The following is a 21,898-nucleotide window of genomic DNA, read 5'->3' as shown; positions in this document are numbered from 1 at the left end:
ACCATTCGATGAACATTCGCGAAAACATCAAAGAGGGTATTAAGTCTATCAAAGCCAACAAGCTTAGAACATTCTTAACCGCTGCACTTATCTCAATAGGAATAACTTCTTTGGTTGGAATCCTCACAGCTATTGATGGAATTCAAAACTCCATTGATAAAAGTTTTTCAAGTCTAGGGGCTAATACCTTTGATATTGAGGACAAGAGGCGAGGACGTGGATCATCCGATGGAAAGAAGGAAAAATCTTATCCAAAAGTTACCTATGACCAACTCCTTACATTTAAAGAAAAGTATGAAGGTCCTGGTACACCTTCTATATATACCGTCATTACTGGTCAGGCAGAAGTAAAGTATGGGTCTAAGGTGACCAATCCGAATCAAATTGTACGTGGTGGAGATGAAAACTATTTGACAGTGGATGGTTATGATGTTGCTGAGGGGAGACCTTTTTCTGCCAATGAAAGTTTGAATGGAAGCTATGTTGCTTTGGTGGGAAGTGATGTGATTGATGAATTATTTGACGATAATGTAAGCCCGGTAGGAAAGAAAATTAGTTTGATGGGATCCAAGTTTCGAATTGTTGGAACCATTGCCGAGCAAGGAGGCGCAAGTGGTACATCCAATATTGACCGGACGATTATTATACCAATGCAGACGGCAAGGATAATCGCTCCCGAGAGGAATTTTGGTTATGAAATAGCTGTTTCGGTTGCTGACCCAACGCAGATGGAAAACGCCATGGCCATAGCCCGTGGATTGATGAGAAAAATTAGAAGAGACCGACCAGGCCAGGAAGATTCTTTTGAGCTATCAGCGAGCAAATCTCTTGCTCAAAGAATAGGATCTATAACAGGTAATTTGCGCATAGGAGGGTTTGTTGTAGGGTTTTTAACCTTGTTAGGTGCTTCAATCGGATTGATGAACATCATGATGGTGTCTGTAACAGAGCGGACCAGAGAAATTGGAGTTAGAAAAGCACTAGGTGCCACTCCCTTAAAAATCCGCCAACAATTTCTAATTGAGGCGATTGTAATAACCCAAATGGGTGGGATAGGAGGTATCATCTTCGGAATGGGGATAGGTAATTTAACCTCTACCGTACTGTTTAAGTCTGATTTTATTGTGCCCTGGCTTTGGATGTTTGTAGCAGTAGTGATAGGCATAGTTGTTGGCCTGATATCAGGCTATATACCTGCTCATAAAGCTTCTAAATTAGACCCAATTGATTCGCTAAGGTTTGAATAATCATACCGGTTGAGGGTGAACTTCCAATAGAAACCGATCCAGTAGCCCTTGGGTCACATGGTCCATTACCACGATCTTATACCAGTTAGGCTGGCCGTCGTGTGTATCCGGTACCAAAAGATAATCTTGAGCTGTTTTTGAATCAATGTATTCCGATTTGATGGTTACAATGTTCATTGATGAGTTACGATAATATCCAATGCCTTTCGCATCAAGTTGTTCGCATAAACGGTCAGTTTTTTCTAACAGTTTTTTGATTTTCATCTTCCATCCTTCAGAACCATAAGTGCGCATGATCATCCACACAGCTATTGCATTGGCTCCTGATCGACTTCCGATAAGCGTATAGTCTTTGCCCTTTACGTAATTAGCTTCTTCCGTTAGTGCATAATCCATGAATCCTTCACGTGTGATGTAGATTCCGGTCCCATATGGGGATTGGAGCATCTTATGCCCATCTAAAGTAAAAGAAATGATCTTCGGATTTTTGAAAGTCATTTTGGAGTTTGACTGTGCAAATGGATATATAAATCCGCCAAATGCAGCGTCTATATGTACTTTGAAATTTATCTCCAACTCATCCATCCACCCACAGACTTCATCTACATCATCGATAGAGCCAAACATAGTAGTACCCATATTCAGGACTAAAATGAAGTACTTTTTACCTTCGTTTTTCGCCTCCTTAATCACTCCTTTGGCTTCAAATGAAATCTTTCTTGAGTGAGTATCAACAGGTAAAACGATGCGATCAAGGCTCAACAGTGATCCTGCTTTTGGCATTGAGTAGTGTGCATCTTCTGTAAATGCAAGCGCTATTTCCTCAGGTTTAGCCCCATACTCTTGTTCATAATATCTTTTTAAAATCCAGATAGCCTGGATGTTGGCTTCTGTTCCTCCTGATGCAACATAGCCATCATAGTGATCATCTTCCCCTTCAAATATTTCTTTCGCGCATAGTTGAATCAATTCAGATTCAATTTTCTGAGTGCCTTCAAATGCTCTTTCTGATTCATTTAAGGTGTGACATCCAATATGGTTAGGATTAGCAATCATTGCCGAAAGGAATGGTGCGTCTTTAAGGAAAGGGGCGTCCTGATAAAAGACTTCTGTGTCAAGATAGGAGGCAGGCAATCCTAAAACAGGCTTATGCCTGTAATCCAGGTTTTGCTCTAAGGCATCAAAGACAATTTTTTTCAGCTTTGTGTGACTGTATGATTCCCAATGCATAGCTATATAATTTAGTCATCGCAAAATTAGTTGTTAATGCAACTAAATAAAAATATTATAAAAAAGCTCTGACAATGCAGAGCTTTAAGTTTTGTTGGTGTTTAGAGTGAAATACTCACCCCAAAATAAGGCATTACATATTTGGTTGCTTCAAATCCACCTTCGGCAGTAGGAGTAAACAGCCAGTAGTAATCTACGCCTGTAGCCAGAAACTTATTCATGTGATAGATGAACCTCATTTTAGCCAAAGAACGTTCGTCTAATTTAAACGCATCACCAAGATCATCCAGGTCACCTTTCACATAATTACCGTGGAAGGAAAATTTATCAGCCAGACGTTCCATGTCTGCTGTTAACTCTACAAAAGCAGGTGAAGATGCTGAAATGTCATCAGGTATCATCAAGCTTCCGCCAAGCGAAACCTTTTTGAGTACATGTCCTCTCAATGAACCGTAAATGCCATTTTTTCCTTCAATTCCAATCAATGAAGCAATTCTTGCATCTTTATTGATTTCATAAGTTGCATTGAAAAACTGAGGTTGATAATGATCGGAGTTATTCAGACGTTCGATTCGAACATCCGTACTGAACACATCTGCGATAAAATGCATCCTGAAATTCACCCCAACGGATGCACCGGACCCTGTTTCAAAATTGGACTCACCCGATGCAGTCGCCAGCTCGGTAAGTGTATCGCTTTGTATATTCAGTCTGGAATAGGAAGCAAACATATCAATCTGGATGAATGGAGAACTTAAAAGCGTAATCCCCATATCAAAGCCCATTCCCTTTGCACCACTTTTAGTAAACGCGTAGGTGGTACTTGTAGAATCACTGGTGATGATATCCGTTTGATCCTTATCAACAACGTATGATGCTCCAACTTCCAGGGTGTTTAAAATATTGATTGGGAAGGAGGAGAGCGGTCTGATGTATGGTCTTGCTGCAAAGAGATTAAAGGATTGCGGGTTTAGGTCACTGTACATCATTTCAAGCCCTATGAATCGATCATAATTGAAATCAGTATGTATACCTACTTTACTTTTTTCGTAGCTGGTAGAATTGGTGTAATTGTTCATCAAACCACCATAACCTAGCATGAGTCCGGAGATCTCTCCGGCTTTCACATACACAGGATCACTTTTTTGCTTGCCGTAACGGACGTATCTGAAAAGCCTGGCGGCACCAACTCCATCTTCGAATATTTCTGTCCGAATGGATTTATCATCAAGTCCATATAGAATGGGGACATTTAATCCGACACCCACTTTGCCGAGTTTGAATTCCGGCGATAACACAAGCCCAACATAGTCTTTACCATCTATCTGTGTGTAAGTCATCCCCCCATTGATGCTACCATCTTCATTCGGCAGGACCATCGGTTCTCTGAAGTCACTAATAGGTGGACGTTCGGCTTTTTCTCTTTTCGGTTTCTTTTCTTTCTCTTCTTTTACCTCTTCTTCAACAGGCAATTCAATTTCTGTCTGACGAGTGGTGTCTGGAGGGATCGTGTCCGGCTGCACGATAGATGGTTGAGACAGACTATCAATCAAAAGACTGTCAGACGGATTGATTACCGTATCGGCTTGAACAGTCAGTACTGTATCTTTTTTCTTCTTTTTCTTCTTCTTTTTTTTCTTGTCATCCTCATCTGCCCACAGGTAAGAATAGTCCGAGTATTCATCTTCTTTCGGGTCTTGAGAATAGCCCTTTAAAGCAAAAAGTCCAATGAAACCGATAAATAGAATAGCTGATCTTAAATTCATAACTTGTTAATGGTATCCTTATAGTAGTCATTCCTCATAAAAAATGCCCCTAAATGGGGCGAATCTTATTTGAAATAAACTTTCTCTTTTTTGTTGTACTTATTTCGATAGGTTAATCGAAATCCATTTTTACCCCACTTTTTGATCTTGTAAACATACGGAATTCTTCTTCTTTCCTCCGTAAACGAATCATAGGTGAGGATTAGCCTCTTCCCGTCCAGTGACCAGTCACCACCCAGTTTCGCATAGTTATTTCGGTTGTGATAAAACTTGCGATCGATCCGGATGGTAAAAGTCTCTCCAATTTCAAAGTATGGACGATTACTTTTCACGTCCATGGCTGTCCATTTTTGCTTTGACTGTAAGACCTCTTCAATTTTAGAGAGCTTTTGAGTGTAAGCGAAAGTGGCAGAGCCAATAATTAGCAAAGTTAAGAATACCTTTTTCATATCAGCGAATAGTTTAAATGAATAGCCAGGTTCAAATCCATTTGATTATTGCCTTGCTCGTTTCATGTGGTTTGAGTTTTTTAGTGACTTAATTCAAATACTGTGCCTCACTTTGAAAAAAGTGTTTTAACCTCATCGTATGACGCTGGAGAAAAGAATTATTGAATCCATTAGAGATGTACCCGATTTCCCAAAACCCGGAATCGTTTTTAAAGATATAACACCCTTGCTGAAGGATGTAGAATTGAGTGCTGATATCACGACTGCTTTGGCTGAATACTGGATATCTAAAGAAATTGATGTCATTATTGGAATTGAATCCAGAGGGTTTATTTGGGGCAATGCATTGGCTCAGAAAATGAAGATTCCTTTTGTGCCTATACGGAAGAAAGGTAAGCTGCCAGCAGAAACGCATGCGTTTAAATATGATCTTGAATATGGAAGTGCAGAAGTGGAGATACATAAAGATGCACTCCGCGAAGGTCAACGGGCCCTTATTCATGATGATTTGCTGGCTACAGGAGGTACAGCCATTGCTGCTGCTGAGTTGGTTAAAATATCCAGAGGGGTGGTCGCAGGATTTTCCTTTTTGGTGGAATTAGGGTTTTTAAAGGGATTGGACCCATTAAGAAAATACTCCAATGACATTCATTCACTGATCACTTATTAGCTTCCCTAAGCATTACCTGAACCTGGTTTGCACGTCCCATCGCATTGAATCGGATGGATAGGTATTTAAGTGTTTCTTCTTGTCCACAACTATCAGGAGGAGATAGTCTATAGTGGAAAAACTTCTGATTTCGTTCATAGAGTTCATGTTCTGAGGCTTTGCCTAGTAAACTCTCCACTTCATTTTGGGTACTCTTAAGAATGACTCCCTCATTATCTAATAACAGAGTAGAGATGTCGTTTCTGTAGCTACTACATGCTGTAAGGTTATTGACCCACTTTTCTTTATCAAACCCATCAATGGAGATGGTTTTGTAGCAAGAAGACATGGTTAAAACCAGGAAGATTATAATCGTTACTTTTTTCATTTTTTGATTCGTACGATGACGTAGCATACTGCGAAAATAAAGCCTGAGACGGTGACCATTGCACCAGCAATCGATCCATCTAAAAGATAACTAAGCCAATACCCTAAAAAGGAGCTGAGAATTCCGAAACCTGAACTCAGTATCAACATTGTTTTTAGTTGTGTTGTTATCAGGTAAGCCGAAGCAGCTGGAGCAATGAGTAAAGCAACCACCAGAATAGCCCCAACAGATTCAAATGATGCAACTGTAGTTAGTGATACCAAACCCATAAGCGCATAATGCCATCTGGAAGTGTTAAGACCAATCGCGCTGGCAAACGAAGCATCGAAAGTAGTGATGAAAAGTTCTTTGTAAAAGAGGAATATGAAAGCCAGAATGAGCACAAGAACAAAGGATAGAATGATCACAGCCTTCGGGCCAATCGGATTTCCTTGCGAGTCATACATTAGGTCAATTGGCACATAAGCGATCTCACCGTGTAAGATACAATCCTGATCTATGTGAGCATTTCCGGCGTAATAGGTAACCAATATCACCCCAAGTGCAAAAAGCCAGGTAAATGTGACTCCAATGGAAGCATCGGTTTGAAGTCGTCCTTTTTGATGGAAGAATTCAATAAGAAATGTCGTGAGGATTCCCAGAATGCCTGCACCGACCAACATCCAGATGGATTGCATACTTCCTGCAATAAAAAACGCAATGACGATTCCCGGAAGGACAGAGTGAGAGATTGCATCACCTACCATCGACATTTTGCGAAGGATCAGAAATGAGCCCAACAAAGCACAGCTGACTGCCACTAAAGAACCGGTTAATATGATCCAAAATGCATCCATTATTTAGGTATTTCAGATAGGTGTGGATCTTCAGTGGGATATTCTAACAACTTCACAAGTCGAGCTTCCAATTCAGGTGTAATAACGTGCTCAATAGTGTCGGCATCTTCATGCACATGATCTGGTGCTATTCGAAGATATTTAGTTAAGTACAACTCCCACAGCCTATGTAAGCGTGTGATTCGCTTCCCTTTTTCAAACCCCTCATTTGTGAGATACCAGCTCCCGTTAGCTCTTTGAACATATCCATTTACCCGAAGTTTTCTTAACCCTTTTGCAAGTTGAGCAGGCGAGAAGTTTCTTATTAATTGAATATCATCAACAGCTACACGATTGAAATGCTCGCCGCTGTTTTCACCAATTCTGTAAAAGGCTTTCAATAGGTTTTCTTCTAAAAGCTGACGCTGAATTGAAAACCTCCGCCATTGCCTTATGACAATTCCCTTTCTTGGGGCAAAGAAAAAAGAGATCAGCGCTATGATGGACAAGACCATGACCATCCATGGTCCTGTGGGCATAGACGGTGCACTATAAGAGATAAAAGCTCCACTAATTCCCGAGAATGCCCCAAAAATGGATGCCATTAAAATCATTCGGGATAGACGATCTGTCCAAAACCTAGCCGCAGCAGCAGGGGTAATCAGCATTGCTGCCATCAAAACAACGCCAACAGCTTGTATGCCTGTGACCACAGCAAGTACAGTGATGGATGTTAAAACCATTTCCAGTCTTCTGATGGGTAATCCGATCACCTTAGCAAATTGCTGATCAAAACTGATGAGCTTGAATTCTTTGTAGAAGAAGAACACAGTCAATAACACTATTACGGCGATGATGCTAAATGCCATCAGGTCCTTACCTACAAGTGCGGCTGCTTTTCCAAATAGAAAAGTATCTAGCCCACTTTGAGCAGCATTACCAGAATGCTGGATGTAAGTCATCAATAGTATGCCTATCCCAAAAAATACAGAGAGTGATAAGCCGGTGGCTGCATCCTCTTTGATTTTCGTGTTTCTGATTATGGCGTCCATGACTAAAATGGAAATCCAACCTGAGATAAAAGCACCAATAATCAACAAGAATGGATCTTTGCTGCCTGATACCATAAAAGAGATACAAATCCCTGGAAGGACGGCATGAGAGATCACGTCTCCTACCAATGACTTCTTCTTGATGAAAGTGAAACAGCCGACAACAGCTGAGCTGATCGACAAGAGAATGGTACCGAACACCACGTATTTGATGTTTGGGTATTTGAAAGAAAAAAATTCGATCAGGGTTTCCATTACTGCTTTTCTCTTGCCTCAAATTCACCTTTCTTCACCAGCTCACCAACCTCTGTGAGTAAGGTTAGCTTTCCACCATAGGTTTCCTCCAACAGAGCGGGAGTGAAGACCTGTTTGGTAGGCCCGGAAGCGACTAATCTCAAGTTGAGAAGTATCACCCATTCAAAGTAGGGTTCAACAGACTGAAGGTCATGGTGGACGACAATGATTGTTTTACCATCCTTTGATAGATTTTTAAGGATTTGAAATATTGCTTTTTCAGTGGCGGCATCTACTCCGGAAAATGGCTCATCCAGAAAGTAGATGTCTGCATTTTGGGTAAGTGCTCTTGCAAGGAACACGCGTTGCTGCTGGCCGCCGGAAAGTTGTGAAATCTGACGTTTGGAATATTTTTCCATGCCGACCATCTCCAGTGCCTTAAGGGCAGCATCTTTATCCGCTCTTCGTGGATTTTTGAATAATCCCAGATTGGCATACCTACCCATTAAAACAACATCCAAAACAGATGCTGGGAAATCCCAATCTACCGATTCACGTTGCGGAACATAGCTGACCTTTTTTCGAACCTCATCCAGTGTCTGATCAAAAAGCTTGACATATCCTGAGTTCATATCTACCAGATTCATGATCGCCTTGATAAGCGTAGACTTCCCAGCACCATTGGGGCCTATAATTCCGCACAGTGCACCTCTTGGAATCGATAAATCGATACCCCATAAAACCGGTTTCTTGTCGTAGCTTACCGTTAGATCATGGATTTCTAAGGCGGGATTTTCTACTTGTTGTATCATTTTAAGGCATTTACTATGGTCTCAACATTACTCTTAAACATCCCAGTATAAGTTCCTTCTTCAGTCCCTAACTCACCCATAGCGTCAGAGTATAGATAACCTCCAATTTTAACTTCATGCCCTTTTTCCTGGCATCCCGTTACCACTGCTTTTATGGACTTATCCGATACACTTGTCTCAACAAAAATGGCTTTGATGTTATTTTCAATGATGAGATCGATTACTTCAGCGATATCCTTCAAACCAAAATCAGCCACAGTGGAAATGCCTTGTAAGCCTTCAACCTGCATTCCATACGCATCTCCGAAATAGACAAAGGCATCATGTGCCGTCACAAGAATTCGTTGATCCTCTGGTATCTCATTGATTCGCTGCTTCACATATCGATCAAGACTATCCAGCTCCTTGAGATAGGATGCCGCATTAGTTTGGAAGTATTCTCGATTGGTTGAATCTAATTTGATCAATGCTTCATTGATTGATGTTACAACGTACCTCCAACGCTGTACATCAAACCACACATGAGGATCATAGGCATCATCGTAACCGATCGCTGATTTGAGCATTTCTTTAGGTATTGATTCTGCAGCTGCAACAACAGGCTTTTGCCTTCCTAGCTTTGCAAGAATATCACTCATTTTTCCTTCCAGATAGATGCCATTGTAAACGATGAGATCTGCTTTATTGAATTTTGCCAGATCACCCTGTGTAGCCTTGTACAAGTGTGGATCAACTCCGGGCCCCATGATCGCCTCAGCTGTTACTTTATCTCCGGCAATGTTAATCACAGCATCATAGAGCATTCCTGTGGTAGCTACAATGTGTGGTTTTTCGTTACCATCCCCAGACTTTTCAGCGGTTGTGCAGCCAAGAGTAATTAGGGCTATAAATATGAAAAACAGGTTCTTCATTTTGTGTCTGTGATTGTGATCATTAGATTTTCTGCAACAGGTTTAGAGATGAATTGTTTCTTCCCATCATCGATGGTGACAGAAACAGAACCATCAAACTCCATGCGGTCTATTACATGTATTCGGGAGCCAAGCTTAATCCCAATGGAATCCAAATGCTGTAGAAGTAAAGTGTCATCGTTATTCACTGCAACTACAATTCCCCTGGAGTTTATATTTACATCAGAAATCGAAGCTCGAATGCTTGCCTTCATTACGCCATCCTCATCGGGTATGGGATCGCCATGAGGATCCATTGTTGGAAACCCTAAAAACTTATCGAGTTTCTTAATAAGGGTAGGAGATTTTATGTGTTCCAGTTGCTCGGCGATCTCATGCACTTCGTCCCATTTGAATTCCAACTTTTCCACTAAGAAAACTTCCCAAAGACGGTGCTTTCTGATGATGGTCAGTGCCACTTTTTTTCCCTTGGGTAGGAGAGTGGCTCCTTTATACTTCTGATAACCGATGAGTTTTTTTTGAGCCAGTCTTTTAACCATGTCATTGACAGAGGCGGGGGTCGTGCTCATGCTTTCTGCCAGTGAATTTGTATTCACTGTCTCAGTTCCTTCTGACGAAAGGTGGAATATTGCCTTGAGGTAATTCTCCTCTGTGAAGCTTAACTCTGAAATCATGTTTGCAAAGCTAATTAATAGTTAGATTAATCTAAAAATAAATTTAGTGTGATACTTTTATTGCATCATAAATTATTGAAAATCAATATAGTTATTGCTGTTTGATTAATTTTTCAAATGAATGAATCATTTCGATGGATTCATTCTCCCAAGTTGCTTCTTTTGGATATTGATTTGGGAAGAGACTATCAGTTTTTTCTAAAGAGTTGAGGATAAAATCAGCCTTGATACTTTGAAAATCTATTGGAATTGCTCCCCCAAGAGTGATCCCAATTTCACTCCATTTTGTGTTTTCACTCACCACATATGGAAGCTTGTATCTGGAATATTCATAAAGCTTGGTTGGTATTTTATTTTGGGTTACCCGGTTGGGTTCGTATCCAATTACTCCAAGTGTAGATGAAAAAATTGCTTCAGTAATTTGATCATGAGGTACAGGATTTTGTGAGACGGTGAGTTTTAATTTATCCAGTTTTTGCTGTTGCTTTTGTAGCCATTTCCACAAATTCACATCATGAATTTGCCCGATGATATGCAAGGAAAAGGAGGGGTCATTTTTCCTAAGTACTTGAAATATTTCAACAGCTTTTCTGACGCCACCGTATTCAGAAATGGTACCTGTAAACAGGATCGTTGGAGTGCTGCTTTTAATTCCATTTCGCTCAATTCCCAGCGCCTTGTTTTCAACAACCAGACTTTTTCCACGGCTAAAACTAAGCTCAGTTTCATAGCATTTTTCAGCCAGCCAATATTGATCAATGAATGACTTGGTAATGTATTCTTTCAATCGAACAAATCTGGCATAGAGTTTCTTAAAGAAATTGGAGTTTAAGCAAAACAGGTTTAAAAAGTAGTTTTCCTGCACATCATAAATGAGCTTGCACCCAATGATTAGCTTGGATAAAACTGAAACTACAATTAACTCATGAGTAGAAATAATTAAAACTTCAGGCTTCAGCTTCAAGATTTTTCTGAAAATATGAAATTGAATTAGGAGCCGCCCTAATATGTCAGACCTGTTTACTTTATGCGAATGGAAGTTGATATTATTTTGATCTGATTGTTTTTTCCCCTCATTTCCTATGATATTAACTTCATATTTATTTGTTTTCGCTATTGATTGAGAAAGCTTCCGGAATGCACGCACATCATCGGTGGGTTTTAGGATAGAAGCAATCACGATTTTTTTCATACTCAATGTAAATATTGGATATTCAATGGAATTAAAAAACCTCATAGAAGAGGCATGGGAAGATAGGTCTCTTGTTAACAAAAAAGATGTGTCAGTGGCTATAAAAACAGTCATTGAAGATCTTGATAACGGCAAGCGACGAATTGCTGAGCCTTCAGTAGATGGCTGGGTTGTAAATGAATGGCTGAAGAAAGCGGTGATTTTGTACTTTCCTTTAATGAAAATGCAGCTTATTGAGGTTGGACCTTTCCAATTCCATGATAAGATAAAGCTCAAGTCTGGTTATGATCAACTGGGTGTTCGTGTCGTCCCTCATGCAATAGCTCGTTATGGAGCCTTCATTCAAAAGAATACAATTCTTATGCCTAGTTATGTCAATATAGGAGCCTATGTGGACGAAGGAACAATGGTGGATACCTGGGCGACTGTAGGGAGTTGTGCACAAATAGGTAAAAACGTGCACTTGAGTGGTGGAGTCGGAATAGGAGGGGTTTTGGAGCCTGTACAGGCTGCACCAGTAATCATTGAGGATAATGCCTTTATCGGTTCAAGGTGTATTGTGGTAGAAGGAATAAAAATTGGTAAAGAAGCAGTTCTGGGTGCAAATGTTGTACTTACTGCCAGTTCGAAAATAATAGATGTCACTGGCTCAGAGCCTGTGGAGTTCAAAGGAGAGGTTCCCCCAAGATCAGTTGTAATTCCGGGAACAATCCCGAAAAAATTTCCGGCCGGGGAGTTTCAGGTTCCATGTGCTTTGATTATCGGAAAAAGAAAGGCAAGCACCGATAAAAAGACCTCACTCAACGAAGCTTTGAGAGAAAACAACGTCTCAGTCTGATAAATGGCACTCTAGTTGCAGTTATGGAATGCGTACCAACTGTTAGAATAATGAAAACAATTGCATTGTTACTATTAGGTGGGTTGCTTTCCAACGCTCAAGTTGTTGAAAATAAACCTGTTAGTAAAGGGGAGGAACTACAGTTCAAACTATCATATGGATGGTTCACGATTGGTCGTGGCACTTTTCAAGTATCTAACAAATACATTGAAAGAGATGGACGCGAGTGTATCGAAATTAATGTAGCTGGGAAAACTGCCGGTTTGGCGGGTGTTTTCTCAAAAGTAGATGATAAATGGGGAGCTGTAATTGATAAAAATACTTTCCGTCCATATTACTCCTATCGAGATCTTTCAGAAGGAGACTATGAGTTAGAAGAAGAGGTATTCTTTGACTATGACTCCATGAATATCAGGTTTGAACAAACTTCACCTACAGAACCTAGACCAAGACCTACAAGGTTTTATGAGTTAGAAAAAGACAATGTCTTTGATATGATGGGTGGTTTGATGTACGCCAGAAGTCTCGATTACAGGAACATGAAAAAGGGGGATACAATTCAGCTTGATGCCTTTTTTGACAAAAAGTTTTATGATTTTGAAATGGTTTACCATGGAATTGAAATGGTAAACACCAAGGTAGGAGAGATCAATTGTCATAAGGTTGTTCCTATAATGGAGAAAAATAGCGTTTTTGTCGGGAAAGATGCGGTTACCTTTTGGGTCTCAGCTGATGCCAACAGGCTTCCTTTAAGAGTTTCAGCTAATATGAAATTTGGGACAGCTTATTGTGAGCTTACTTCGTATAAAAATGTAAAAAGCGGGATTGATTTTGAATAATCAGTCTACTTTTGCGCACTTTATACAAGCACATGAAATATCTAATACCAGTACTAGCTCTTTTGCTCTTAGGTTGTAACTCTCAGGATTCGATCAGTGGAGACGACCTTTTCGACGATGAAAAGTATGAAGAGGCAATTGAAGCTTATTCTTCATACCTCTCAACTCATCCGGATCATATCAAGAGTCTTTATAATAGGGGGCGTTCTTACGAAGAAGTGGGCCAGTCAGAAAAAGCGATCAAAGACTTTGAGACCATAATCGAGTTGGACCCTAAGCATATTAGTGCGTATTTGAGTCTGGCTAAGACTGCATATAATAATCAGGAATTCAATAAGGTATTGATTTATACCGGAAGTGTTATTGACTTAAATGAGAATTCTGCTCAAGCTCACTTTCTGGCCGGTAGAGCCGAACATCAGCTTGGATACTTCGATCAAGCGCTGGAGTCTTACAATAATGCCATAGCCATCAATCGTGATTTCGGTGAAGCTTATCTTTATCGTGGAGCGGTTAAAGTTGGTAAGGAAAATATGCGATCTGCATGTGAAGATTTCAAATTCGCGCAATCATTAAACGTTCCTGAGGCTAAAAAAGCCGTGAATGATTACTGTAAGTAATCAATGTTGGATTTAGAAAATAAAACCTGCAATCAAGTAACAAAGTATTGCTAATCCACCAGTAAAGAGCGCATAAGGTAATTGTGTTCTCACATGGTCTATATGATCACACCCTGATGCTACAGAAGCGATAAGCGTGGTATCGGAGATAGGAGAGCAGTGATCACCAAATACACCACCACCAAGCACAGCAGCGATAACCAAATAAAGATTAGCATCTACGGCAAAGCTCAGAGGTACACCAATGGATATCATGATTGCGAATGTGCCCCATGAGGTGCCCGTTGCAAAAGCTATGAAACTGCTTATTATGAAGATAAGTGCTGGAGCCACTTCCGGAATCAACCAGGCAGAGGTAACTCTGGAAACGTAGATTCCGGTTCCAAGCTCATTACAAAGGTTTCCAATTGCAAATGCCAATACCATAAGCACAGCCATTACTACCATATCATTCATTCCCTTGAATGACTGATCGATAAAGGTTTTGATCGTAAGCATTTTCTGAAAACCGTACATGATAGCTGCTGTAAGGAATCCTGCGAAGCACGCATTTAATACTGCTTCTGATCCTGATCCATTACTGATACTGTTCCAGATTTTATCAGTAAATCCACCTTCTAATCCTGCATCCCATCCACCATAAATCAGAAAAAATGGCATGGTTAAAACCATCGTCGCAATGGGTACAACCATATTCAGAGGTGAAGATGTCCGGTCTTCCGTATTGTCATTGTGTTCATGTTGAGGCTGCTTTCTCTCCGCAAATTTTTTCATTTCACCGAATTCCTTCCCTGAGAGTGCCAGCCAGAAAACAAAGCCTAGCGTTAGTATTGCATAGAAGTTAAATGGGATGGAGTAGATCAACGTTTGGAAAGGATCTACCTCAGGAAAGGCTAACAGAAGCCCCATTACGTATGCTCCCCAAGCATTTAATGGAAATAGTACGCAAGATGGTGCTGAACTGGAATCTGCCAGATATGCCAGCTTTTCACGTGGGATTTTATGCTTATCAAAAAGGGGCCTGAATATTGTCCCAACGGTAAGAATGGAAATGTTAGATTCTACGAAAATAAGAAAGCCTGTTAGCGCTGAAGTGGCCTGTACTTTTCCTTTAAAGTTGCTTTGTCCTGCAAGTCGTTTTTGCACCCAATTGATGAATCCATTGATGCCTCCAGAATATTTTATTAATTGGATTAGTGCGCCAATAATTAGCGTCAGCACGATCGTTCTTGTATTTCCTTTGCTCTGAAACACATCTACAAACGCAGTAATGGTCGATAGAAATCCCTCAAACAAATTGCCCTTTTGAATAATTAAGTATCCGACAAAAATTCCTAGCGAGAGTGAAAAGACAACCTGTTTTGTTCTGATAGCTAAACCAATGGCTAATAAGGGTGGTATCAAAGACCAAAAACCGTAATCTGTCATTTCTTGCTTTCTTTCTTTTTGTTGTTGGATTTTAAGCTCTCATCGATAAGAGTGGATTTAGCTCTGTACGGGAAAGTGGTGAAGATATGTCCCACAGCTTTCTCAATTGCCCTTGATGCTTTCTTTTCTTTCTTTTCCTGTGCCAGATCATAACTTCCTTGCCAAACTAGTTTTTTATTTTGATCCGTTAGCTCCAGCAGTAAGATCGATTCGTAAATAGTTCTGGAGTTTATTCGAAATGTTGGGTAAAGGCCAAAATTTTGATTGTTATCATTTTCTACTCTCGTGTTAGAGACGACTTCATATCTTAGGGTTAAATCAGGCGTGACATTAGATTTTATATAATCGCGTCGCTCCATTTCATTATGAATGTTTTGTCTGATCAGGTCAAAAATCATAGAGTTTTCAGGCGCTACATTTTTTGATTCGGACTTGGCGCTAACGAGCCTGTAAGTTTCGAAAGTCTTAAAGTGTGCATTCTCATTTAAGTATGAAACCACTCTTGGACTACAACCAGAAAGCGAAATAAATGCAATAAAAATCCACTTTTTCATGAGTGGCTAATTTATGCAATTACCTTGATTTAACGTGTGAGGGGAAGGTCATGTCCCTAACCTTATTTAGCGACCTTATTATTTTGTCAGCAACACGGACTGTCTCCGTGTTGAATTCATATAAAACTTCAAACCTGTCCTCATTTTTACTGGAGGATGCCAGAGTTATAAAGTCATAATAAGGCCCGATTTCGTATAGCTGACGATCAGGATTAAACCATATAAGAAGTGTATCTGTCATGTGAGCACGGTTCTTATACAGCTGGTTGAAAAGTAAAAATATTAATAATTATTCTTTATTTATTACTAATTGTAAAATATTTGAGTGGGTTATTACGTGTACTCATCGAAATAATTGATACTTTTCATTATGGTAGCATCATGTTTGAAGTGGCAATGACAAATTTCTTTGATGAATAAGAAAATCTGTTTTTTAGCACTTACTGTATTTGGATTCAACTCAATACAAGCTCAGGTAGACCCCAAGATTGAAACCAACCTCGCCGGGGTATACCAGGGGAAGACACTTTTTATTCAAAACCCATTCGATAGAACAGATAGAAGATTTTGTATTGAGAAGATACTAATCAATGAACGTCAGGTTGATCTTAACAATAAATTAAGCGCAATCAAGATCGATTTTGAAGGGTTTGACCTGTATACACCCGTTAAAATAAGATTGGTACATAAGGATTCTGTATGTATTCCTACGATCATTAATCCTGAAGCTATTCTTTTCCATACAATTTTCAGATTTGTAGATATTTCTTTAACAGACTCTGCTTTAGTATGGTCAACCAAAGGCGAAACCGGAGTAGGAGAGTTTGAGATAGAAAGGTTAAATAACGGAATTTGGGTTGATCAGGAAGTGCAACAAGCAATCGGTAGGTATGAAGGGGTCGATTATACGTATTATCCAAATTTAGAAGAAGGTGCAAATAAATACAGAGTGCGCTATAATTTTCCACGTGGAAGCAGGACCAAATATTTATATTCAAGGGAAGTGGATTTTGATTTTTATCCCGAACCTGTTGAGTTCAAGCCAAAATCAGCAAAAACCCGATTATATCTTTCCAGATCTACACACTATGAAATTTATGATGCCGGACAGAAAATGGTACTGGAGGGGCAAGGAAATGAAATAGACGTAACCGTCCTAAGACAAGGACAGTACGTCATATATTTTAATGGGAAAGATCCTGGGACCTTTATTAAGGAGTGATCTACCCTAGCAAGTTGATCCCGAAAAAGTTATTGAGCACGACCATCACAAACAGTAGAGCAAGTAGCACAGGGCATAGATAAGAGATACAGAAGTTCAAAAGCTTTTTGATAATGCTATCATTAAATCCCGGATATCCTTGAGAAATTTCCTCTGCAAGATTTTCCTTCTTCCATACGTACGCAGCAAATGTTACAATTAGGAATCCACCAAACATGAGTAAAACATCTGTGATATAGCCGACTAATGTCATAAAATCAGTTGAGCCCCCAGGGAGTTTAAACGCATTTGTAAAAAACTCACTGTAACCATTCCCTACCAAAGAAGGCAATCCAATAATGAAAATGATTGCTGACATGATAATTACAGCTTTGGTTCTCTTCATTTTATACTCATCTACTACGAATGACACAGGGACTTCCAATAGTGATACAGTAGAAGTTAAAGCTGCAAATGATAGGAGAAGGAAGAAAAACCCTCCTACAATTACGCCAAGCGTTCCTCCAAGCGTTTCAAATACACCTGGCAAAGTGACAAAGATTAATCCTGCACCTCCCTGAACATTACTCATTTCACCACCTAGATTGTATGCTACTAGAGGAAACATCATTAATCCTGCGATGAAAGCAATCCCAACATCAAACAGCGTTATCATAACAGAAGAGCTTACAATATTTTCCTTTTTAGAAAGATAGGATCCGTAAGTGATAAGGGCTCCCATACCCAGAGAAAGTGAGAAGAATGCCTGTCTCAATGCCCCTCCAATTGTATTTACATTGGTGAGTTTAGAGAGATCAGGAACTAAATAATATTTTACTCCTTCTATGGCATTCGGGAGAGTAAAAGAGTATGCCACCAATGATAAAATCATAATGATCAATGTAGGCATCAAAATTTTTGCTAGCTTTTCTATACCACCTGATACTCCTTTTGATACGATGTAGGCAGTTGTAAGCATGAAGACGACTGCATAGCCACCAACCTTTACGATATCTGAGGTGAATGTTCCGAAGGTGTCACCAATTCCGAAGTTACCCACGATCATTTCCAGGAAGTATCCAAATGCCCAGCCAGCAACAACATTATAAAAGGAGAGTATTAATACACCACAAAGAATTCCGAATTTTCCAATAATATTCCATCTTCTGAAGCCTAATGCATTAAATGCACCGATGGGGTTTTTCTCTGTCTTTCTTCCAATGGCCACTTCAGTGACCATTACAGGAAAGCAAAGAATGAACGCAAAAATCAAATAAATGAGTACGAATGCTGCACCACCGCCATCTGCTACTTCAAAAGGAAATTTCCAAATATTCCCCAGCCCAACTGCTGATCCAGCAGCTGCCAAGATGAATCCAATTCTGCTGGAAAAGTTACCGCGTGCACTCATATACTAATTTTAGATTTTAGGTTGAAGCGCCAAATATAGCAAAAGGAGGATAGCCACAAAGGCCATTTTTTACAACTTGTTAGGAGAGGTCTTCCTCATCCATCTCAATCTCATATGGATAATTGAATAAATGATTTTCTTTGATTGCTTCTGAAACTCTGTTTGGCACCATATCTTCCCATCCATCTTCATCATTTTGGATCATATCGAGAACCTGATCAGAGATAATATGTAGATTATCAGTCTTGGCATCAGGAATACTTAAAATCTTATGATTCTCTACAAAGTAATAGAATAGGCTTTGAAGATGTCGGTCAGGGGAGAAGTCATTCCCCGTTTTGATGTTTCCTGTTTTTGAATCTATGATAGGATATACAAACAACTTTACATTGCTTCCAAACAAACGAGCGAATGATTCAAGGATTCCGCCATCTAAGTTTTGATAATACTTTTCATCAAAAATCTGAGAGAGGTTGTTTAGACCAATTACAATTCCAAGGGTTTTATCCTTGATGAATTGCGATAGGTAGCCAGCAAGTTTATAGTGTTCCTGGTAATTCGAAATCATCACATTTTGACCTAGAGAACAGAGAAGGTCCACTCTATCGAGGTAGTCTTGTTCATCCAACTCTCCTGCGAGTGTAAGATCTTTTAATGTGATCTCTACTACGGAAACAATGTCTTTTGAATGCCCTAACTCCTTTTTGAAAGCTCGCATTCCGGTAATCATCATGTCTACATTTACATGTGTGACCGGCCGGAATCTTCCCCTCAAAACAATTGCATTTTTACGATAGATAATATCTGAAGGAAGGGTAACCTCTTTATCCGGACCAAACATAGCCACTTTAGTCAACCCATTCTTTACAAGCTTAAGCGTCATCAAGCGGTTGTCTACATGATGAAAGTCTGGGCCTGATATGCTAAACATATCAATCTCTAATCTATCCTTTCTTACATTATCAACCAGTGAGTCGATAATTTCTTCAGAAGTATTGTATGTATAGCAAGAGTGTATGAGGTTGACACCCACAATGCCAAGCACCTGCTGCTGCCATTCTGCATCTCTGTCTTTTAGCGAAACATGGATGATGCATTCGTTGGGCTCGGTTTGAGAGTGTCTTTGAAAGCGGATACCCATCCAACCGTGACCTTCATTGCTTCGGTTATAGTTGATTGTTTCTACAGTGTTGGAAAATGCAAAAAATGTACTCTTTTTCGCTCGTTGAGTCAGCCGCTGGTCGAGTAAGGTATACTCCCTATCCAGCATTTTCATCAGTTTTTCCTGTGACACATAGCGATCACATTTGCCATAAATGGCATCACTGAATGTCATGTCATAGGCAGACATGGTCTTTGCTATGGTTCCAGATGCTGCTCCTGCCTTAAAAAAGTATGCGGCTACTTCTTGTCCTCCACCAATTTCAGCAACTGTGCCGTAAATTCTGGTATCCAGATTCAGCTGTAAAGCTTTCTCCTTCGTGGTTAATTTCTTATTGAATTCTTCCATTGTTGGATGCTATTGCGTCCATCACAAAGCTATTTTTAATTGTATCCAAAACAAACCCGTATACAAAAAAACCGACCAATGGCCGGTTTTATTAGTTACGTAAAGAAACTTACTTAGTTGTACAGTGAATAAGGAAACTTATTTTCCTTTATCATCACATCAGCAACGGCTTGTCTTAACTCTTTGGTATTGACAGGGTCCATTTTTGTGAATCGCTTCAATCCCATAAGCATTACTCTTAACTCGTCACCCTCTGCGAAACAGGCTACTGCTTCATCACCAGCATTTTTGATTTTAGTAACAGCTTCATATAGGTATAGCTTAGCCATGTTTTGATACAATTTGCTACCTTCTTCTCCATATTTACTAATCAGCTTTTCAGTCCTCAAAATGGTTGATTCTGCCACGTATACTTCGATCAACATGTCGGCAAGACTCATTAACACTTCTTGCTCATGATCTAGCTTAGGACCAAATTTTTCTGCTGCTTTTCCGGCTGCCATCAGTACTGCTTTCTTCAAGTTCTTTATGACTTCCTTTTCCTTAGCTAGAGGCGCAGATAAGTCTGGTGTATCAAAAGAAGGCACACCAGTCAACTCTTTACCAACTGCCATAGCCGGTCCCAGTAAATCTATTTCACCTTTCATCGCTTTCTTAAACATCATCCCCACAAGGAGCATACGATTAATCTCATTCGTTCCTTCATAGATTCGTGTAATACGTGCATCTCTGTATGCACGTGCCATTGGTGCTTCCTCTGAGAAGCCCATTCCTCCATATACCTGCACGCCTTCATCTACACAGAAGTCAAGCACTTCTGATCCATGAATTTTGATCATTGCACACTCAATGGCGTACTGCTCTACACCTTTTAGCTTCGCTTCGCTAGCTTCAAGGCCATCACTTTGCAGTTTGGAAATTAAGTCTTCAATATCCTGTCCGGCTCTATAGCTGGCAGATTCTGTGGCGAAAGTCTTTGTTGCCATCTTCGCTAGCTTCTGCTTAATAGCACCGAAGCTTGAAATAGACACGCCAAACTGCTTTCTTTCATTAGCATACTGTGTGGATTTAGATGCAACATCCTTACATCCGTTTATACAGCCAGCACCTAGTTTGATCCTGCCAACATTAAGTACATTCACTGCGATTTTAAATCCATTTTCCCTTTCAGAGAGTAGGTTTTCAGCCGGTACCTTTAAATCATTGAAGAAAACCTGTCTGGTGGAAGAGCCTTTGATCCCAAGCTTTTTTTCTTCGTCATTCATCGTAATTCCATCCCACGTCCTTTCTGCTATAAATGCTGACAACTTTTTGTCGTCATCAATCTTTGCGAAGATGATAAAGAGGTCGGCAAATCCAGCATTGGAAATCCACATCTTCTGACCGTTGATGATATAATGCTTACCATCATCTGTGAGTTTCGCTTTGGTCTTTCCAGAATTGGCGTCTGAACCAGCGTCTGGCTCAGTGAGGCAATAACACGCTTTCCATTCGCCTGAAGCTAGTTTTGGAAGGTATTTCTTTTTTTGTTCTTCTGTACCGTAATATAGAATTGGAAGGGTACCGATACCAGTATGCGCTCCATAAGCAGTTGAAAATGAACCTGCAGAAGCCATCATATCAGCAATTAACATTCCTGTATTGAAGCTCATCCCAAGTCCACCATATTCTTCAGGTACATTAACACCTAATAACCCCAGTTCTCCAGCCTTGTCCATGAGACCGGACATCATTCCTTCTTCCATATTTTCAATTCGTTCCGTATTCGGATCAATTTCCATATGAATAAAGTCCAGCGTGGCTGCTGCCATCATCTTTTGCTCTTCTGAGAACTCTTCCGGTATGAATATGTTATTAGCCTGAGTTTCTTTTATGAGAAATTCACCGCCTTTTAAAGCTGATTTTTCTACTGCTGCTTCCATTTTAGTTGATATCTATCTTTTTTTAAATTAAAAATACTCTGCATGCATAACAAATATACAAGTAATTACTCTGCATGCATAACATTTTAAAATATTTTTCATGTCATTAATACCCTATAATTGTTCTTTGAATTTAAGACTTACAATTCAATCCTA

At 39.9% G+C, this 21,898-nt stretch carries 21 protein-coding genes; 6 read left to right on the top strand and 15 right to left on the bottom strand.

The window, feature by feature from the left end; translation table 11 throughout:
- Positions 1–8 precede the first annotated feature (8 nt).
- Positions 9–1,247 carry an ABC transporter permease gene (locus CHB71_RS05620; RefSeq protein ID WP_089355923.1) on the top strand — a complete coding sequence of 413 codons (1,239 nt, stop codon included), beginning with the start codon at positions 9–11 and terminating at the stop codon, positions 1,245–1,247.
- Here CHB71_RS05620 and CHB71_RS05615 read toward each other — a convergent pair whose 3' ends face one another.
- From CHB71_RS05615 to CHB71_RS05605, 3 genes are all read right to left on the bottom strand, one after another.
- Complete coding sequence (locus tag CHB71_RS05615) at positions 1,248–2,477, bottom strand: pyridoxal phosphate-dependent decarboxylase family protein (RefSeq protein ID WP_089355922.1); 1,230 nt, start codon at positions 2,475–2,477, stop codon at positions 1,248–1,250.
- 101 nt (positions 2,478–2,578) lie between these two features.
- The gene (locus CHB71_RS05610; RefSeq protein ID WP_089355921.1) at positions 2,579–4,243 is read right to left on the bottom strand and encodes a hypothetical protein; all 1,665 of its coding nucleotides are present in this window, start codon (positions 4,241–4,243) and stop codon (positions 2,579–2,581) included.
- Between the two features lie 65 nt (positions 4,244–4,308).
- Entirely contained in the window at positions 4,309–4,692 is a 384-nt protein-coding gene (locus tag CHB71_RS05605; RefSeq protein WP_089355920.1) for a hypothetical protein, read from the bottom strand.
- 139 nt (positions 4,693–4,831) lie between these two features.
- Here CHB71_RS05605 and CHB71_RS05600 point away from each other — a divergent pair, with 139 nt between their 5' ends.
- Positions 4,832–5,362, top strand: coding sequence for an adenine phosphoribosyltransferase (locus CHB71_RS05600; RefSeq protein WP_089355919.1), 531 nt, complete (start codon positions 4,832–4,834; stop codon positions 5,360–5,362).
- On the opposite strand, the gene CHB71_RS05595 is transcribed toward CHB71_RS05600, so the two are convergent.
- The 7 genes from CHB71_RS05595 to CHB71_RS05565 form a co-directional block, all read right to left on the bottom strand.
- Positions 5,352–5,729: a hypothetical protein gene (locus CHB71_RS05595; protein WP_089355918.1), complete on the bottom strand. Its 378-nt coding sequence runs from the start codon at positions 5,727–5,729 to the stop codon at positions 5,352–5,354. The two genes, CHB71_RS05600 and CHB71_RS05595, sit on opposite strands and share 11 nt — an antisense overlap.
- Complete coding sequence (locus CHB71_RS05590; RefSeq protein ID WP_089355917.1) at positions 5,726–6,565, bottom strand: metal ABC transporter permease; 840 nt, start codon at positions 6,563–6,565, stop codon at positions 5,726–5,728. Before CHB71_RS05590 ends, CHB71_RS05595 begins: the two co-directional genes overlap by 4 nt.
- On the bottom strand, positions 6,565–7,851 hold the full coding sequence (locus CHB71_RS05585; RefSeq protein WP_089355916.1) for a metal ABC transporter permease: 1,287 nt from the start codon (positions 7,849–7,851) through the stop codon (positions 6,565–6,567). The genes CHB71_RS05590 and CHB71_RS05585 overlap by 1 nt, the downstream gene beginning before the upstream one ends.
- Positions 7,851–8,642 carry a metal ABC transporter ATP-binding protein gene (locus CHB71_RS05580; protein ID WP_089355915.1) on the bottom strand — a complete coding sequence of 264 codons (792 nt, stop codon included), beginning with the start codon at positions 8,640–8,642 and terminating at the stop codon, positions 7,851–7,853. Before CHB71_RS05580 ends, CHB71_RS05585 begins: the two co-directional genes overlap by 1 nt.
- A complete protein-coding gene (locus tag CHB71_RS05575) occupies positions 8,639–9,553 on the bottom strand; it encodes a metal ABC transporter solute-binding protein, Zn/Mn family (protein ID WP_089355914.1) in 915 nt (304 codons plus the stop codon). The genes CHB71_RS05580 and CHB71_RS05575 overlap by 4 nt, the downstream gene beginning before the upstream one ends.
- Positions 9,550–10,227 (bottom strand): metal-dependent transcriptional regulator, encoded by a 678-nt coding sequence (locus CHB71_RS05570; RefSeq protein ID WP_089355913.1) that lies wholly within the window; start codon positions 10,225–10,227, stop codon positions 9,550–9,552. Before CHB71_RS05570 ends, CHB71_RS05575 begins: the two co-directional genes overlap by 4 nt.
- 91 nt (positions 10,228–10,318) lie before the next feature.
- Positions 10,319–11,419 (bottom strand): glycosyltransferase family protein, encoded by a 1,101-nt coding sequence (locus tag CHB71_RS05565; protein ID WP_179213318.1) that lies wholly within the window; start codon positions 11,417–11,419, stop codon positions 10,319–10,321.
- A gap of 25 nt (positions 11,420–11,444) precedes the next feature.
- Here CHB71_RS05565 and CHB71_RS05560 point away from each other — a divergent pair, with 25 nt between their 5' ends.
- Genes CHB71_RS05560 through CHB71_RS05550 form a run of 3 tightly spaced genes read left to right on the top strand, consistent with a single transcriptional unit; the run spans position 11,445 to position 13,716 of the window.
- Entirely contained in the window at positions 11,445–12,257 is an 813-nt protein-coding gene (locus tag CHB71_RS05560; protein ID WP_089355911.1) for a 2,3,4,5-tetrahydropyridine-2,6-dicarboxylate N-succinyltransferase, read from the top strand.
- A gap of 50 nt (positions 12,258–12,307) precedes the next feature.
- Positions 12,308–13,096 carry a DUF3108 domain-containing protein gene (locus CHB71_RS05555; protein WP_179213317.1) on the top strand — a complete coding sequence of 263 codons (789 nt, stop codon included), beginning with the start codon at positions 12,308–12,310 and terminating at the stop codon, positions 13,094–13,096.
- A gap of 32 nt (positions 13,097–13,128) precedes the next feature.
- Entirely contained in the window at positions 13,129–13,716 is a 588-nt protein-coding gene (locus CHB71_RS05550; RefSeq protein ID WP_089355909.1) for a tetratricopeptide repeat protein, read from the top strand.
- Positions 13,717–13,728: 12 nt separating this feature from the next.
- Here CHB71_RS05550 and CHB71_RS05545 read toward each other — a convergent pair whose 3' ends face one another.
- Positions 13,729–15,144, bottom strand: coding sequence for a Na+/H+ antiporter NhaC family protein (locus CHB71_RS05545; RefSeq protein WP_089355908.1), 1,416 nt, complete (start codon positions 15,142–15,144; stop codon positions 13,729–13,731).
- Positions 15,141–15,698: a DUF4136 domain-containing protein gene (locus tag CHB71_RS05540; RefSeq protein ID WP_089355907.1), complete on the bottom strand. Its 558-nt coding sequence runs from the start codon at positions 15,696–15,698 to the stop codon at positions 15,141–15,143. The genes CHB71_RS05545 and CHB71_RS05540 overlap by 4 nt, the downstream gene beginning before the upstream one ends.
- 412 nt (positions 15,699–16,110) lie before the next feature.
- Here CHB71_RS05540 and CHB71_RS05530 point away from each other — a divergent pair, with 412 nt between their 5' ends.
- Complete coding sequence (locus CHB71_RS05530) at positions 16,111–16,920, top strand: hypothetical protein (RefSeq protein ID WP_089355905.1); 810 nt, start codon at positions 16,111–16,113, stop codon at positions 16,918–16,920.
- A gap of 1 nt (position 16,921) precedes the next feature.
- On the opposite strand, the gene CHB71_RS05525 is transcribed toward CHB71_RS05530, so the two are convergent.
- From CHB71_RS05525 to CHB71_RS05515, 3 genes are all read right to left on the bottom strand, one after another.
- Positions 16,922–18,310 (bottom strand): sodium-dependent transporter, encoded by a 1,389-nt coding sequence (locus CHB71_RS05525; protein ID WP_089355904.1) that lies wholly within the window; start codon positions 18,308–18,310, stop codon positions 16,922–16,924.
- A gap of 79 nt (positions 18,311–18,389) precedes the next feature.
- Positions 18,390–19,820, bottom strand: a complete 1,431-nt coding sequence (locus CHB71_RS05520) for a nicotinate-nucleotide adenylyltransferase (protein ID WP_089355903.1) — start codon at positions 19,818–19,820, stop codon at positions 18,390–18,392.
- Between the two features lie 113 nt (positions 19,821–19,933).
- The gene (locus CHB71_RS05515) at positions 19,934–21,742 is read right to left on the bottom strand and encodes an acyl-CoA dehydrogenase family protein (protein WP_089355902.1); all 1,809 of its coding nucleotides are present in this window, start codon (positions 21,740–21,742) and stop codon (positions 19,934–19,936) included.
- Between the last annotated feature and the right edge of the window lie 156 nt (positions 21,743–21,898).

Source organism: Ekhidna lutea, assembly GCF_900188325.1.
Classification (GTDB): Bacteria; Bacteroidota; Bacteroidia; order Cytophagales; family Cyclobacteriaceae; genus Ekhidna; species Ekhidna lutea.
This window is presented reverse-complemented; position numbering and strand designations above follow the sequence as displayed.

Coding starts and splice junctions, on each gene's coding strand:
- CHB71_RS05620 (WP_089355923.1), top strand. CDS start 9: ATGAACATTCGCGAAAACATCAAAGAGGGTATTAAGTCTATCAAAGCC.
- CHB71_RS05615 (WP_089355922.1), bottom strand. CDS start 2,477: ATGCATTGGGAATCATACAGTCACACAAAGCTGAAAAAAATTGTCTTT.
- CHB71_RS05610 (WP_089355921.1), bottom strand. CDS start 4,243: ATGAATTTAAGATCAGCTATTCTATTTATCGGTTTCATTGGACTTTTT.
- CHB71_RS05605 (WP_089355920.1), bottom strand. CDS start 4,692: ATGAAAAAGGTATTCTTAACTTTGCTAATTATTGGCTCTGCCACTTTC.
- CHB71_RS05600 (WP_089355919.1), top strand. CDS start 4,832: ATGACGCTGGAGAAAAGAATTATTGAATCCATTAGAGATGTACCCGAT.
- CHB71_RS05595 (WP_089355918.1), bottom strand. CDS start 5,729: ATGAAAAAAGTAACGATTATAATCTTCCTGGTTTTAACCATGTCTTCT.
- CHB71_RS05590 (WP_089355917.1), bottom strand. CDS start 6,565: ATGGATGCATTTTGGATCATATTAACCGGTTCTTTAGTGGCAGTCAGC.
- CHB71_RS05585 (WP_089355916.1), bottom strand. CDS start 7,851: ATGGAAACCCTGATCGAATTTTTTTCTTTCAAATACCCAAACATCAAA.
- CHB71_RS05580 (WP_089355915.1), bottom strand. CDS start 8,642: ATGATACAACAAGTAGAAAATCCCGCCTTAGAAATCCATGATCTAACG.
- CHB71_RS05575 (WP_089355914.1), bottom strand. CDS start 9,553: ATGAAGAACCTGTTTTTCATATTTATAGCCCTAATTACTCTTGGCTGC.
- CHB71_RS05570 (WP_089355913.1), bottom strand. CDS start 10,227: ATGATTTCAGAGTTAAGCTTCACAGAGGAGAATTACCTCAAGGCAATA.
- CHB71_RS05565 (WP_179213318.1), bottom strand. CDS start 11,419: ATGAAAAAAATCGTGATTGCTTCTATCCTAAAACCCACCGATGATGTG.
- CHB71_RS05560 (WP_089355911.1), top strand. CDS start 11,445: ATGGAATTAAAAAACCTCATAGAAGAGGCATGGGAAGATAGGTCTCTT.
- CHB71_RS05555 (WP_179213317.1), top strand. CDS start 12,308: ATGAAAACAATTGCATTGTTACTATTAGGTGGGTTGCTTTCCAACGCT.
- CHB71_RS05550 (WP_089355909.1), top strand. CDS start 13,129: ATGAAATATCTAATACCAGTACTAGCTCTTTTGCTCTTAGGTTGTAAC.
- CHB71_RS05545 (WP_089355908.1), bottom strand. CDS start 15,144: ATGACAGATTACGGTTTTTGGTCTTTGATACCACCCTTATTAGCCATT.
- CHB71_RS05540 (WP_089355907.1), bottom strand. CDS start 15,698: ATGAAAAAGTGGATTTTTATTGCATTTATTTCGCTTTCTGGTTGTAGT.
- CHB71_RS05530 (WP_089355905.1), top strand. CDS start 16,111: ATGAATAAGAAAATCTGTTTTTTAGCACTTACTGTATTTGGATTCAAC.
- CHB71_RS05525 (WP_089355904.1), bottom strand. CDS start 18,310: ATGAGTGCACGCGGTAACTTTTCCAGCAGAATTGGATTCATCTTGGCA.
- CHB71_RS05520 (WP_089355903.1), bottom strand. CDS start 19,820: ATGGAAGAATTCAATAAGAAATTAACCACGAAGGAGAAAGCTTTACAG.
- CHB71_RS05515 (WP_089355902.1), bottom strand. CDS start 21,742: ATGGAAGCAGCAGTAGAAAAATCAGCTTTAAAAGGCGGTGAATTTCTC.